Source organism: Bradyrhizobium sp. WBOS07, from assembly GCF_024585165.1.
In the GTDB taxonomy this organism is placed as follows: domain Bacteria; phylum Pseudomonadota; class Alphaproteobacteria; order Rhizobiales; family Xanthobacteraceae; genus Bradyrhizobium; species Bradyrhizobium japonicum_B.
In genome coordinates this window covers 4,276,238-4,290,411 of sequence record NZ_CP029008.1, presented here as the reverse complement: position 1 = coordinate 4,290,411, position 14,174 = coordinate 4,276,238, and the positions used below count along the sequence as shown (strand labels likewise).

The following is a 14,174-nucleotide window of genomic DNA, read 5'->3' as shown; positions in this document are numbered from 1 at the left end:
CGCTGCAACACCACGCTCCCTTTGTTGCCCGTTCAGGCGCCTTGTGCTCCATTGCGCGCGCCCGGCGTCCGCCGGGATTGAGCCGGAGCTTCCATGGATTCGATCGTGCAACCCGCCGCCACGGAGCAGCCGTCCGCCTCGCGCAACCGGCTGGTGCTGACGGTCTACACCGCTGCGATCTTCGTCAGCGCGCTGCTGCTGTTCTCGGTGCAGCCGTTGTTCACGAAGATGGTGCTGCCGCGGCTCGGCGGCTCGCCGGCGGTGTGGTCGGTGGCGATGGTGTTCTTCCAGTCGCTGCTGCTGGCGGGCTATGCCTATGCGCATTTCCTGATGCAGGCGAGGAGCCGCGTCGTTCCGGTGGCCGTGCATCTGGTGCTGCTGATCGCGGCCTTCGCCATGCTGCCGCTCGGCATCGCCTCCGGCTATGGCGAGCCGCCGGCTTCCAACTATGCGTTCTGGCTGCTCGGCCTGTTCGTGGTCTCGATCGGCCTGCCGTTCTTCGCGCTCGCGGCCAACAATCCGCTGTTGCAGGCCTGGTTCGTGCGCACCCGCCATCCAGCCGGACATGATCCCTATTTCCTCTATGCCTCCTCCAACATCGGCAGCTTCCTCGCGCTGCTGTCCTATCCGTTCCTGCTGGAGCCGGTGTTTACGCTGCACACGCAGAACCAGCTCTGGACCGGCGGCTATGCCCTCTTGATCCTGCTGATCGGCGCCTGCGGTATATTGCTGCTGCGCTCGCCGAAACTTGCGATGGTCGACGCGAAAACCGAGGACGTGAATGCGCCGGCACCGGCCTTCTTGACGCGGCTGCGCTGGATCTTCCTTGCCGCGGTGCCATCGGGCCTGCTCATCGCCGTCACCGCGCACATCTCGACCGACGTTGCGGCGGCGCCGCTGCTGTGGGTGCTGCCGCTGTCGCTGTATCTGCTGACCTGGGTCGTCGTGTTCCAGTCGCGGCCGCTGCTGCCGCACAAATGGATGCTGACGCTGCAGCCGGTCGCGATCGCGGGCGTTGTCGTCCTGCTCGCCTTCGGCGGCGAGCAGAATCTGCTGCTGACGCTCGGCGGCCATCAATTGTGCTTCTTCGTCATCGCCATGGCCTGCCACGGCGAACTGGCGCGGACTCGGCCGGCCGCCAAATATCTCACCGGCTTCTATGTCGCGCTGTCGTTCGGCGGCATGGTCGGCGGCCTCTTTGCCGGTCTCCTCGCTCCCTTCACCTTCTCGTGGATCGCCGAATACCCGATCCTGGTCGCGCTTGCCGCGCTGTGCCGGCCGATTGCGAACGAACGGCTTGCCGGTGTCGTCAAATGGTACTGGCTGGCGCTCGCCGCGCTCGCGGTGGCGCTGATCGTGCCGTCCACCACCACGGGCGGCCTATCGACCTGGCTCGAGGATCACCGCGTCTGGGTCGCCGGCAGCGTCGGCGTGCTCGCGGCACTGCTGGCGCTGTCGCTCAATGCCAGCCGCTGGAAGATCTTCGCCACGGTCGTGCTCGCGCTGGCCTTGATCCGCGTCTATCCCGCGGACGAGGGCCGCGTTACGACGGTGCGCAGTTTCTTCGGCGTGCACAAGATCGTGGTGACGCCCGGCGGCTATTTCCACGTGCTGATGCACGGCACCACGATTCACGGCGCCGAGCGCTTCCGCAACAATGACGGCACGCCGGTGACCGGCCGCCCCGAGCCGATCACCTACTATCACGCGGACGGCGGCATCGGTCAGGCCGTCAGCGCCATCCGCGAGCGCAAGGGCGCGCCGCTCAAGGTCGCAGCGATCGGCGTCGGCTCCGGCACGCTCGCCTGTGCCGCCGCGCCCGGCGAGGACTGGAAATTCTTCGAGATCGACCAGTCGATGGTCGATGCCGCCCGCGATCCCAAAAATTTCCGCTACATCTCGAGCTGCATGCCGGATATGAAGCCCGTGATCGGCGACGCGCGCCTCACCTTCGCCAAGGAGCCCGACGGCGCCTATGACCTCGTTATCGTCGATGCCTATTCGTCGGATGCGATCCCGATCCATCTTGCCACCGAAGAGGCGATGAAGATCTACAAGGACAAGCTCGCGCCGCACGGTGCCGTGGTGATGCACGTCTCCAACCGGCATCTCGATCTCGAGACCGTCGTGGTCGGCATCGCCGACGCCAACGATCTCAAGAGCTGGGTCTTCAACGAGGATTCCGGGCGCGATAGCGACTACATCTTCTCGACCGACGTCGTCATCTCGGCGCGGGAGGAAGCCGACATCGGCAGGCTCGCCGCCTCGAAGTCGTGGGAGCAGACCGAAGCCGACGACAGGGTGCGGGTCTGGACCGACGACTATTCCAACATTCTGGGCGCGCTGCATCGGCGTCTGCGGGACGGGGAGTAGGCAAACTCCGTCCCCGTGCCCCGGACGCTGCGCAGCACGAAGTGATGCGCTGCAGAGCCGGGGCCCATGCCGTGGCCTGGGTCCCGGCTCTGCGTCGCGTCATTTCATGCCGCGCCGCGTCCGGGACACGAGACCGTCTTACGGCGCGACCGGCGTCCCCGCTGGCAACGTTATTCCCTTTTCGCCGGCGACCTGCCGCAGCAGGTCGGGTTTGTCGGAAATGATGCCGTCAACGCCGAGCTCGATCATCCGCGTCATGTCTTCGCGCTTGTTGACCGTCCAGACCACCACGCGCAATCCGAGTCCGTGGGCCTCCGCGACGAGCGCGGCGGTGACATCGCCGAAATGGGGCGACCAGATCGCGCCGCCCGCCGCCTTGATCGTGCGCGGCAGCGAGCCGCCGTGGTCGGCCGGATTGAAGCCGGCCGTCCAGTTCGTCGCCTTGTCCATCGCCACCGTCGGAGCCGAGCCGCGCTGGAGCGTCAGGTACACCGTCGGCATCTTGGGCGCCTGCTGCTGGACCAGCTGCAAGGTCCGCCAGTCGAACGACTGGATCATGACCCTGTCGGACAACGCTTCGGTCTCGATCAGCGCCAGCAGCTTGGCGACGAAGGCCTGCGGATCGAGCGTTTCGTCCGGACGGTTCGGATCGATCTTGGTCTCGATGTTGAAGCGCACACGCGCGTTGCCGGATTTTCTTCCCAGCGCAAACAGCTCGCGCAAGGTCGGAATGCGCGTCCCCGGCAGCGCGCGCTGGTCGGGGAATTGTTTCGCGTAAGCACTATCCGGCCTGATCTGGCCGACGTCATAGGTCCTGACCTCGTCCAGCCGCAGCTTGACGAAGGGTGTGCCGGGCGGAGTGATGTAAGTGCCGTCGGCGCGGCGTGTAAGATCAGGATTGAGCCCGCGCTCATGCGACACGACGATCTCGCCGTCCGCGGTGACGCCGACGTCGAGCTCCAGCGTGTCCACGCCCATCGACAGCGCGTTGGCGAAGGCGGGCAGGGTGTTTTCCGGCAGCAGCGCCCGCCCGCCGCGATGCGCCTCGAGATCGAAGGCCATGGCTTGTTCTACGATGCCTCGTCCTGCAATGGCTTGTCCTGCGGTGAGAAGCGAGAGCACGGTCAGGATGGTTGCGGCGCGTGACGGCATGGTGCCTCGGCCGATAAGGTCGATTGATCTGCGATTGCGTCAGTTCTGGTAGTAATAACCGCGCGGCTGATAAACCTGCCGGGGCTGCGGCTGATGATAATAGCCCTGCTGGCCGTAACCCTGGTCGTAATAGGGTTGCGGTTGCTGCTGATAGACCTGCGCGTCATAGAGCGGGCGGGTGACCGAACGCGGCGCCGGATAGCGCGCGCCGGTGTCGCTGCCGTCGGCGGGATAGATGTAATTGTCGTCCTGCGGCATGTAGCGGCGCGCGGGCGGCGCCGGCGGTGACAGGTTCACGGGATCGCCCGATGTGGCGTATTGCTCTTCGGCGGGCTGCTGCGGAGCGCGGGCCACCGCAGCGTTGGCGCGGCCACGCGGATTGCGCGCCAGCGCCACCTGCGCCGATCCGGTCAGCGTCACCGTCGTGTTGAGCACGCCCTGCTGCTGCACCAGCGCATAGAGTGTCGATGCGTTCTGGCGCGACAGCCGCACGCAGCCGTGCGACGCCGGCGCGCCGAGCCGGCCGACCGAGTCCGTGCCGTGGATGGCGTGGCCGACCTTGGTGAAGAAGATCGCGTGCGGCATCGGCGCATCGTCGAATTCCTTGGAATAGTGATCCTCTTCCATGCGGAAGGCGCGGAAGGCGCCGTTCGGCGTCTCGCGCGAGGGGACGCCGGTCGACACCGGCCAGCGATAGCGCGCCACGCCGTCGACCGCGACGGTCATCTGCTGATTATCCTTGTCGACGGTGATCTCGACCTTGGCCTGCGCGGTACCCGCGCTCAAAAGCATCAGGGACGTCAAAGCAATGAAAAATGAACGCATCTGGAAACGCATTTGAATCCTGGCCTCCGGCCTTGTCTCGCTAGCCGCCGCGGCTCTCCGTCCCCGGCGTGCAATATGCCTGCAATCCGGCTTTGGTTCCAGCGGCCAGCCTGCCCATCGTTAACGTGATGCGGGGCGTAAGCAAGGCCGGTTGGTCCGCGCCACGCGTGGCGACGCTGACATTTTCGCGAGCCGGACGTGCGTTCGACGCCGACAATTCGTCACAATGGCGCAACCATTCGGGCCGCGCGGCGCGTTGACGATGTCAGCCCGGCGCCTGCCGCACTCGTCATTCCGGGGCGCCCGAAGGGCGAGCCCGGAATCCATTCATGCATCAACCCGCCGCGCCATGGATTCCGGGCTCGTGCTGCGCACGCCCCGGAATGACGGAGCGGTCAATTCTTCAGCCGATACCCGGTGCGGAAAATCCACCAGATCACGACGAGGCAGATCACCAGGAACGCCAGCGTCATGCCGACGCTGACGGCCATGCTGACATCCGCAATCTCGTAGAAGCTCCAGCGGAAGCCGGAGATCAGGTAGACCACCGGGTTGAGCAGCGCCACCGTGCGCCAGGCAGGCGGCAGCATGTCGATCGAATAGAAGCTGCCGCCGAGGAAGGTCAGCGGCGTCACCACCAGCATCGGGATCATCTGCAGCTTCTCGAAGCCGTCGGCCCAGATGCCGATGATGAAGCCGAACAGGCTGAACGTCACCGCCGTCAGCACCAGGAAGGCCAGCATCCAGACGGGATGGTGGATATGCAGCGGCACGAACAGGCCGGCGGTCGCCAGGATGATCAGGCCCAGAATGATCGACTTGGTCGCGGCGGCGCCGACATAGCCGAGCACGATCTCGAAATAGGAGATCGGCGCCGACAGGATCTCGTAGATCGTGCCGGTGAACTTCGGAAAGTAAATGCCGAACGAGGCGTTGGCAATGCTCTGCGTCAGCACCGAGAGCATGATCAGGCCCGGCACGATGAAGGTGCCGTAGCTGACGCCCTCGACCTGGCTGATGCGCGAGCCGATCGCGGCGCCGAACACAACGAAATAGAGCGAGGTCGAGACCACCGGCGAGACGATGCTTTGCAGCAGCGTACGCCAGGTGCGCGCCATTTCGAACAGATAGATGGCGCGAATGGCGCGGTGATTCATGACGTCCTCACGAGATCGACGAAGATGTCCTCGAGCGACGATTGCGTCGTGTCGAGATCGTTGAAACGGATGCCGGCGGTGCGGAGATCGCCGAGCAGGCTGGTGATGCCGGTGCGCTCGCCCTTTGTGTCGTAATCGTAGACCAGCGTCGCGCCGTTGTCGCAGAGCTCGAGCTCGTAATGGCGAAGGCTTTCCGGCAGTGCGGCGATCCTGCCTTGCAGATGCAGCGTCAGCCGCTTCTTGCCGAGCTTCTGCATCAAGGTGGTCTTGTCCTCTACCAGCACGATCTCGCCCTTGTTGATGACGCCGATGCGGTCGGCCATCTCCTCGGCTTCCTCGATGTAATGCGTGGTGAGGATGATGGTGACGCCGGATTGCTGCAAGGTGCGCACCACCTCCCACATGCCCTTGCGCAGCTCGACGTCGACGCCCGCGGTGGGCTCGTCCAGGAACAGGATCTGCGGTTCGTGCGACAGCGCTTTCGCGATCATCACGCGGCGCTTCATGCCGCCGGACAGCGTGATGATCTTGTTGTCCTTCTTGTCCCACAGCGAGAGGTCCTTCAGCACCTTCTCGATATGGGCGGGATTCTTCGGCTTGCCGAACAGGCCGCGGGAGAAGCTCACGGTCGCCCACACGCTCTCGAACGCGTCGGTGTGCAATTCCTGCGGCACGAGGCCGATCAGCGAGCGCGCCTTGCGGTAGGAGGTCTGGATGTCCTCGCCGCCGACGAGGACGCGGCCTTCGCTCGGGTTGGCGATGCCGCAGATGATGGAGATCAGCGTGGTCTTGCCGGCGCCGTTGGGCCCGAGCAGCGCAAAAATCTCGCCGCGCTTGATATCGAGATTGACGTTCTTGAGCGCCCTGAAGCCGGACCCATAGGTCTTCGACAGATTGGCGACGGAGATGATGGAGGACATGATGGCCGCAAGGCTGAGGGGCAAAAGGTTGGGGAGGGAGGCCGGACCGGTCCCGGAGGGAGGTCAGCGGAGCCCTGAAATAGGAACGCACTTGCCTGCCCGCAATTCCCCGGAGAAAAATGGTCTCAAAACAGGCCTTTCGGTGGCAGGTTTCAGGCGGGTGTTGCGCGATGGTCACTGCTCGCGGCTAAGATTGTCGCTCACGCGGCTCTTTGTTGCGTCTGCGAGCAGGCCGTGGCTACGATTCCGGCCAATCGCGCAGCGTATGTCTCCAGGGAAAACATCGATGAGATCGAACGGCCGTCACACCGCCGGCGCCAGCCAGTTGTCCGCCCTCCGTGCATGGGCGATGGGGCTGATCCTGCTGTCAGCTGTTGCCATCAACCCGACCCCCGCCAGGGCCGCGCCGAGCCAGGCCGCGGCCGCGACCACCCACGTCTATCTGCTCCGTGGCGTGCTCAACATCTTCTCGCTCGGGCTCGACACGATCGGCGCCCGGCTCCAGGCGCAGGGCATCCCGGTGACGGTCGCCAATTTCGTGTCCTGGTCCTCGCTCGCCGACGAAGCCGCGGCCGCCTACAAGGCCGGCCGGCTCAAGACCATCGTCCTGGTCGGCCATTCCTCCGGCGCGACCGCGCTGCCGGACATGATCGCCAAGCTCAACCAGCTCGGCGTGCCCGTGAAGCTCGCGATCGGTCTCGACTCCGTGTTCAAGACCAAGCTCTCGACCGGGGCCGAGCGCTACATCAACATCTATATCGGTGACGGTCCCGGCGAGCCGGTGCGGGCCGCGGCGGGCCTTCGCGGCAAGCTCGACAATGTCGACGTGCGCGGCTCCGGCGTCGGTCACATCTCGATCGACAAGAACGAGGCGATCCAGCGCCGCGTCATCGCCGAGATCGATGCCGCGATCATGCGCTCGCGCGCTCCGGCCTTGCCGGTCGCCGAACACGGCGCCCCGCGGCAGGCGCGCTCGGCGGCCGCGACCGCCCCGGCCAGGAACTGAGGCAAACCAGGAGCTGAGGCAAATCGACTCGGCTTCGGCGCCGCAAAATCCGCCAAATCCGCGGTCATGAAGCCCCGGGGGAGGCCTTTGCCTCCCGCGGTGGGACTGCTGGACTGATGATTGATCTGAGGCGACTAGTCGTGCTGGCAGCGATTGCGCTGCTCGCCTGGGGCCCCGGCGTAGCCGCTGCCTCGCCCGCCAAGTCCAAGACCAATGCGGCCGTACCTGCCGCGCCGCCGCCCCCGCCATTCGAGCCGTTGCCGCCGCCGAAGGTCTACCTGTTCCGCGGTGCCATGGGGCCGATCTTCTCGACCGGGATGGACCGGCTCGAAGAGAAACTGACGAAGGCTGGCTTCTCGGCCAACGTCTACGAATTCACCATCTGCCGGTGGATCGGCGATCGCGCCATCTCCAGCTATAAGGAATCGCCGGCGCCGATCGTGTTGATCGGCCATTCCATGGGCGGGCTGTGCTCGATCGTCATCTCCGAGATGGCGGCCAAGGAAAACATTCCGATCAGCCTCGTCATCGCCATCGACCCCGCGCACGCGACCGGCGACGTGCCGCTCAATGTCGAGCGCTTCATCAACATCTTCCTGTCCGACAGCGTGCTCGGCGGCGGCGACGTCGTCGCGGTGCCCGGATTCCGCGGCCATTACGCGAGCTACGACCTGAAGGAAAACGCGCGCGTTTCCCACATCAATATCGAGAAGTCCGACGACATCCATCGCCAGATCGTCGAGATGGTGACGCGGCTGCCGCGCATTCCACCGCAGACAGAAGCCGATGCCGTGCCGCTGCGTTATCTCGTGCCCGCGGATACGTTGGTCGAATTGTGGGATTCCGGTGTGCGGGTCCCGGTGCGCCGCGGCGACACCATGGAGAGCATCGCCGCCGCCAATCGCGTGCCGCTGTGGACGCTCGCGCAGAGCAATTCGCTTGCGGAGAATGCACAGCTCACGCCCGGGCAAACCATCATCGTCCCGCGCCACCTGACGCCGCCCGAGCCAGCAGCCGCGATGGCGATGCCGCCGGCGGCTCCGGCAAAGCGGAAGTAGCTGCTTCGCTCCTCCTCCCATGCGAGGAGAGGAGAGCGCTACTCATTCGTTCCGTGGATCGCCTCGACCACGGCGTCCGTGACTTCCTTCGTCGTCGCCTTGCCGCCGACGTCGGGCGTCAGCACGCCGGCCGCGCAGACGCGCTCGACCGCCGCCATCAGGCGGGCTGCGGCGTCCTTCTCGCCGAGATGCTCGAGCATCTGCGCGCCGGTCCAGAAGGTCGCGACCGGGTTGGCGATGCCCTTGCCGGTGATGTCGAAGGCCGAACCGTGGATCGGCTCGAACATCGAGGGGAAGCGGCGCTGCGGATCGATGTTGCCGGTCGGCGCCACGCCGAGGCTTCCCGCCAGCGCACCGGCAAGGTCCGAGAGGATGTCGGCGTGCAGATTGGTCGCGACGATGGTGTCGAGGCTCTTCGGATGCAGCGTCATGCGCACCGTCATGGCGTCGACCAGCATCTTGTCCCAGGTGACGTCGGGGAATTCGCTCGCGACCTCGGCGGCGATCTCGTCCCACATCACCATGCCGTGGCGCTGGGCGTTCGACTTGGTCACCACGGTCAGGAATTTGCGCGGGCGCGACTGCGCGAGCTGGAAGGCATAGCGCATGATGCGGGTGACGCCGACGCGGGTGAACACGGCGACTTCGGTGCCGACCTCTTCCGGCAGGCCCTTGTGGGCGCGACCGCCCATGCCGGCATATTCGCCTTCCGAATTCTCGCGCACGATCACCCAATCGAGGTCGCCGACACCGACATTGCGCAGCGGCGAGGCGACGCCGGGCAGGATCTTCGTCGGCCGCACATTGGCGTATTGGTCGAAGCCCTGGCAGATCGGCAGGCGCAGCCCCCACAGCGTGATGTGATCGGGCACATCAGGCGCGCCGACCGCGCCGAAATAGATCGCGTCGAACTTCTTCAACTCGGCGAGACCGTCGGCCGGCATCATGACGCCGTGCTTCTTGTAATAGTCCGAACCCCAGTCGAACGTCTTGACGTTGAAGGCGAGATCGCCGCTGCGCTTTGCCAGAGCCTCCAGCACGCGGATCCCGGCCGAGATCACCTCGGGGCCGATGCCGTCGGCGGGAATGGCTGCGATCGAATGAGTGCGCATGAGGACCTCCATCGGGACACATCAGCGGTTCGCGCCGGCGGGTCGCGCTCCAGGCCGCAGCAAGGCCTGGTAGGCTGGCAAGGCAAACCAATTCGGGCTGGCTTATACAGAAAATGTTGCGCTATGACATCAGCCAACGAGAAAGCAGGATGCCATGGCTGGACAGGAAGCCTCGAACGAATTGCGGGTTGCCATCGCAGGGCTGGGCTCGATCGGCACCAAGGTCGCGACCGCGCTCGATCAGGGCATCGAAGGACTGAGCCTGTCGGCCGTCGCCGTGCGCGATCCCGCCAAGCATCAGGCTTTCATCAGCAGCCTGCGCCGCCCGCCGCAAGTTCTGCCGATCGAGCAGCTCGGCGATGCTGCCGACATCGTGGTCGAATGCGCGCCGAGCCATCATCTGCGGTCCATCGTCGAGCCGGCGGTGAAGCGCGGCAAGGCCGCGGTCGTGGTCAGCGTCGGCGGCCTGCTCGACAATTTCGACCTCGTCGATCTCGCCCGCGCCAATGGCGGCCGCATTCTCGTGCCGACCGGCGCGCTGATCGGGCTCGATGCCGTCAACGCCGCCGCGGTCGGCACCATCCGTTCGGTGCAGATGGTGACTCGCAAGCCGATCGACGGGCTGAAGGGCGCGCCGTTCATCGTGCAGAACAACATCGACATCGACAATCTGCGCGAGCCGCTCAAGCTGTTCGAAGGCAGCGCGCGCGAAGCGGCGAAGGGCTTTCCGGCGAACGTCAACGTCGCCGTCGCGCTGTCGCTGGCGGGCATCGGTCCCGATCGGACCCGGATCCAGGTTTGGGCCGACCCGACCGTGACGCGCAACGTTCACCGCATCGAGGTCGAGGCGGATTCGGCGCGGTTCTCGATGGGCATCGAGAATATCCCGTCGGAGAATCCCAAGACCGGCCTGATCACTGCGCTTTCGGTGATTGCGCTGCTGCGCAAGCAGCGCGCCACGCTGTGCGTGGGGACGTGAGCTCCTACGCCCCCGTCACACGCCAGATCACGTTGCCGACGTCGTCGGCCATCAGCAGCGACGTCTTGTCGGGGCCGATCGCAACGCCGACCGGGCGGCCATAGGATTCCTTCTCGTCGGGTGACAGGAAGCCCGACAGGATGTCGCGACCGGGACCGGACGGCTTTCCGTTCTCGAACGGGACGAACACCAGCTTGTAGCCGGACAGCTTGCTGCGATTCCACGAGCCGTGCTGGCCGATCACCATGCCGTCGCCGAAGCCGGGCAGGGTTCCTGCGGGCATCCAGCACAGGCCGAGCGAGGCGGTGTGGCCGCCAAGCGCGTAGTCCGGCTGAAGCGCCTTGGCGACCATCGCCGGATCCTGCGGCACGCGGTCGTCCACCGTCTTGCCCCAATAGCAATAGGGCCAGCCGTAGAAGCCGCCGTCGCGCACCGAGGTGAGATAATCCGGCGGCGTCTCGTCGCCGAGCCCGTCGCGCTCGTTGACGACGGTCCAGAGCACGTTCGTGCTCGGCTCCCAGGCAAGGCCCACGGGATTGCGCAGGCCCGCGCCGAAGATGCGGTGCGTGCCGGCGACGAGGTCGAGCTCGTACACCGCGGCACGACCTTCCTCGACCTCCATGCCCATCTCGGCGATGTTGCTGAGCGAGCCGACGCCGGCATAGAGCTTCTTGCCGTCGGGACTGGCGAGCAGGCTGCGCGTCCAGTGTCCGCCCGGCTTGAAGGTCGTGAGCCTTCTGCCCGGCGCGGTGATGCGGTCGGCGCCCGCGACATAGGGAAACGCCATCACGCCGTCGGTGTTGCCGACATAGAAGGTGTCGCCGACCAGCGCCATGCCGAAGGGCTGGCTGAGGTTCTCCATGAAGGCGCCGCGGTGTTCGGCGACGCCGTCGCCGTCCTTGTCGCGCAAGAGCGTGATGCGGTCGGCGGACACGCCAAGCGCGGCGGCGCGGCGCATCGTCGCCTGCATCGCATAGTGGAACACGCTGCGGGGGGCGCCTGCGATCTGGGTCGCTTCCGCGATCAGCACGTCGCCGTTCGGCAGCACCTCGATCCAGCGCGGATGGTCGAGCCCGGTCGCGAACGCATTGACCTTGAGTCCGGGAGCAACGGTCGGCTTCTGGCCCTCGCTCCAGCCGCGCGCGGTCGGCATCTTCAAGGTCGGGATCGCGCCTTGCGGCTTCGCTTCCGGAATGGCGGGGGTCCCTCCCCAAGCCGGCGCGGGCTCGGTGCCCGTCATCTTGCGCCATTGCAGCGCCACGCCGCCGATGATCGCGACGAACTGCGCGAAGATGCTGGAGAAGGTCATGAGGAGCCCCTGTTTGCGCGCGCATCCAACTGGCTGGCGCGGCAGACGTCAACCGGTGCGGCCTGCCGCCGGGGCCTAATCCCGCGGAATGGCAGCCGATCGAATTTGCATGGGAGAAGCGTCGGGGAGTCGTGCCCGGAGATCAGTGGCCAATCTGCCGCTCGAGCTGCCGTGCCGTGCGAAAATCGTCGAGGTGTTGGATGTTCGGCGCCAGAGCGGCCTCCCTGGACAGCAGGTGATAGACCCGCGCCACCGTGCGCTGCTTCTGCTTCGATCGCCCAGGCGGCAGCGCCCGCGCCTTGCGCAGGGCGGCGATCGCGTGCGCGCGAAAATAATCGTAGGCATCCGACATGGCTCGATGCTCTGCGCATGTTGCAGGTGTCGAAGGGCTAACGGGCGAATGGAGGGGCGGTTCCTTGTCGCTGGACGATACGTCCGTGCCCCGGACGCGGCGCAGCGCGTCTTCGCGGTGCGCTGCAGAGCCGGGGCCCATATCACAGCGTTCCTATGTTGCCTTGGGTCCCGGCTCTGCGCAGCAGCGTTGCACGCTGCAGCGCGTCCGGGACACGAGAGTGAGGCGGTTGCTACGCCCTTAACGCGGCGACAGGAACGGGATGATCATCGGCACGCGGCGGCAATAGGCGCCGTAGGCGTCTTCGCCGAGCTCCTTGGAGAGGAACACCTCTTCCATCCGGCCCTTCTGCCACATGCCGAGCGAGATCAGGATGGCGCCGAGGATCGTCGTCACCAAGCCGATCGCAACGCCGGTCACCAGCATACCGAAGATCAGGCCGGTGTAGATCGGGTGACGGACGATACCGTAGGGGCCGGTGTCGATGACGCGGTGGTCTTCCTTGTGGGTGATGGTGTTGGACCAGAATTTTCCGAGATGCAGCCGCCCCCACCAGGCGAAGGCAATGCCGGCGACTGAGAGGACCGCAGCGATGATGATGCCGGTGTTGCCGAGCACCCAAAGCGGCTTCCAACCCATGGCTTCCGCAATGAACGGTGTGTACAGAATGCCGCCGACCAGGATCGGCAAGCGATAGCGCTGAGACTCCAGCGTCATCACCTGCTTCTTGGTCTGCCCCTGCCAGAACGAGGCGCCGACCCAGCTGGCCAGAAAAGCGAGCCAGATCAGGGCGAGCAATTGCGTCGGCCAGGTCGTGGTCCAGCCGCCCCAGGCGACAGAGAGAAGCTTGCTGAAATCGAAGGACATGAAGGTTCTTTGCGTTGGGGGCGGCTTCAGCCCGCGCGCGAGGAGAGCGCGCGATGTTCGATGGCGCCGGTGGGCTGCTGGCCGTTGCGGGCGAGCAGGTGGGTGATGGTTTCGCGCAGGACCGGCTCGATCGGACGCGGCGAATAGCCGAGCTCGGTGCGCGCCTTGCCGATCGAAAGATCGCTCGCGGCGAGCGCGATGCGCACGCCTTCGGCGGTGCCGTTCGGGGGCTTGCGCGTGAAGTTGTCGGCCAGATATTCGAGCATGATGCCGGAGAGCTCGGCGAGCTTGCCGGGCACGACGATCGGGTACTGCCGGCGGCCGCTCATCGCCGACATCATCCGCAGGATGTTGCCGAGCGGAACGCAGTCGCCGCCGAGGATGTAGCGCTGGCCCTGGCGGCCGCGTTCCATGGCCAGCACCAAGCCCATGGCAACGTCGCGAACGTCCACGAGGTTGACCAGGAAGTTGAGATGCGGCTGCACCTTCTTCTGGAGGAAGTACCAGAGCATCGCGGTCGGCGGCGTCAGATTGTGGTCGGCGGCGCCGATCGGCATGGTCGGCGTGCCGATCACGAGCGGAAAACCGCTGGCCGCGGCCTTGGCGGCGCAATGCTCGGCGAGCGACTTCGAGCGCGTATAGGCGCCGGGCATGGCGTCGGCCGGCTGCAGCGCCTCTTCGGCGGGAACGCCTTTGAGGTCGGAATAGGGGAACAGGATCGATTCCGTCGAGCAGTGCAAGAAGCGCGACACGCCGCGCTTCATTGCGGCCGCGAGCACGATCTCGGTGCCGCGGCAATTGACCTCGTGAAAGTCCTGCTTGTTGGCGACCCACATGCCGGGCAGGCCGGCGAGGTGATAGACCTGATCGACCCCGGCAAGCGCCGCATCGACGGCGGCGCCATCCAGCACCGAGCCATGGACGTGCTCGACGTCGGCGTTCGCCGCGGCCGGCGCACGGACGTCGAGAACACGCACCCGCTGTCCACGGGCGCGGAGCGCTTCGACGAGATGATGTCCGATGAAGCCAAAGCCACCGGTAACCAGGACGAGAGCCATGCAGAA

The 14,174-nt window shown here is 65.9% G+C and carries 13 protein-coding genes; 4 read left to right on the top strand and 9 right to left on the bottom strand.

Features of this window, described 5'->3' with window-relative positions:
• The first annotated feature begins 93 nt into the window (after positions 1–93).
• Complete coding sequence (locus tag DCM79_RS20510) at positions 94–2,373, top strand: fused MFS/spermidine synthase (RefSeq protein WP_257176070.1); 2,280 nt, start codon at positions 94–96, stop codon at positions 2,371–2,373.
• 138 nt (positions 2,374–2,511) lie between these two features.
• On the opposite strand, the gene DCM79_RS20505 is transcribed toward DCM79_RS20510, so the two are convergent.
• From DCM79_RS20505 to DCM79_RS20490, 4 genes are all read right to left on the bottom strand, one after another.
• Positions 2,512–3,525, bottom strand: a complete 1,014-nt coding sequence (locus DCM79_RS20505; RefSeq protein ID WP_257176069.1) for a glycerophosphodiester phosphodiesterase — start codon at positions 3,523–3,525, stop codon at positions 2,512–2,514.
• Between the two features lie 39 nt (positions 3,526–3,564).
• Complete coding sequence (locus DCM79_RS20500) at positions 3,565–4,362, bottom strand: L,D-transpeptidase (RefSeq protein WP_257176068.1); 798 nt, start codon at positions 4,360–4,362, stop codon at positions 3,565–3,567.
• A gap of 383 nt (positions 4,363–4,745) precedes the next feature.
• Entirely contained in the window at positions 4,746–5,507 is a 762-nt protein-coding gene (locus DCM79_RS20495; RefSeq protein WP_257176067.1) for an ABC transporter permease, read from the bottom strand.
• On the bottom strand, positions 5,504–6,427 hold the full coding sequence (locus DCM79_RS20490; RefSeq protein WP_257176066.1) for an ABC transporter ATP-binding protein: 924 nt from the start codon (positions 6,425–6,427) through the stop codon (positions 5,504–5,506). The genes DCM79_RS20495 and DCM79_RS20490 overlap by 4 nt, the downstream gene beginning before the upstream one ends.
• A 286-nt stretch (positions 6,428–6,713) precedes the next feature.
• Between DCM79_RS20490 and DCM79_RS20485 the strand changes: the two genes are divergently transcribed.
• Both DCM79_RS20485 and DCM79_RS20480 read left to right on the top strand, forming a co-directional pair.
• Complete coding sequence (locus tag DCM79_RS20485) at positions 6,714–7,433, top strand: hypothetical protein (protein WP_257176065.1); 720 nt, start codon at positions 6,714–6,716, stop codon at positions 7,431–7,433.
• Between the two features lie 116 nt (positions 7,434–7,549).
• On the top strand, positions 7,550–8,491 hold the full coding sequence (locus DCM79_RS20480; RefSeq protein WP_257176064.1) for a LysM peptidoglycan-binding domain-containing protein: 942 nt from the start codon (positions 7,550–7,552) through the stop codon (positions 8,489–8,491).
• Positions 8,492–8,529: 38 nt separating this feature from the next.
• Here DCM79_RS20480 and DCM79_RS20475 read toward each other — a convergent pair whose 3' ends face one another.
• A complete protein-coding gene (locus DCM79_RS20475; protein ID WP_257176063.1) occupies positions 8,530–9,603 on the bottom strand; it encodes a tartrate dehydrogenase in 1,074 nt (357 codons plus the stop codon).
• 154 nt (positions 9,604–9,757) lie between these two features.
• Here DCM79_RS20475 and DCM79_RS20470 point away from each other — a divergent pair, with 154 nt between their 5' ends.
• Positions 9,758–10,582 (top strand): aspartate dehydrogenase, encoded by an 825-nt coding sequence (locus tag DCM79_RS20470; protein WP_257176062.1) that lies wholly within the window; start codon positions 9,758–9,760, stop codon positions 10,580–10,582.
• Positions 10,583–10,586: 4 nt separating this feature from the next.
• Here DCM79_RS20470 and DCM79_RS20465 read toward each other — a convergent pair whose 3' ends face one another.
• From DCM79_RS20465 to DCM79_RS20450, 4 genes are all read right to left on the bottom strand, one after another.
• A complete protein-coding gene (locus DCM79_RS20465; RefSeq protein WP_257176061.1) occupies positions 10,587–11,891 on the bottom strand; it encodes a sorbosone dehydrogenase family protein in 1,305 nt (434 codons plus the stop codon).
• Between the two features lie 142 nt (positions 11,892–12,033).
• Positions 12,034–12,243, bottom strand: coding sequence for a hypothetical protein (locus DCM79_RS20460; protein ID WP_257176060.1), 210 nt, complete (start codon positions 12,241–12,243; stop codon positions 12,034–12,036).
• Between the two features lie 240 nt (positions 12,244–12,483).
• On the bottom strand, positions 12,484–13,110 hold the full coding sequence (locus DCM79_RS20455) for an isoprenylcysteine carboxylmethyltransferase family protein (RefSeq protein ID WP_028138041.1): 627 nt from the start codon (positions 13,108–13,110) through the stop codon (positions 12,484–12,486).
• A 26-nt stretch (positions 13,111–13,136) separates the two neighbouring features.
• A complete protein-coding gene (locus DCM79_RS20450; protein ID WP_257176059.1) occupies positions 13,137–14,168 on the bottom strand; it encodes an NAD-dependent epimerase/dehydratase family protein in 1,032 nt (343 codons plus the stop codon).
• Between the last annotated feature and the right edge of the window lie 6 nt (positions 14,169–14,174).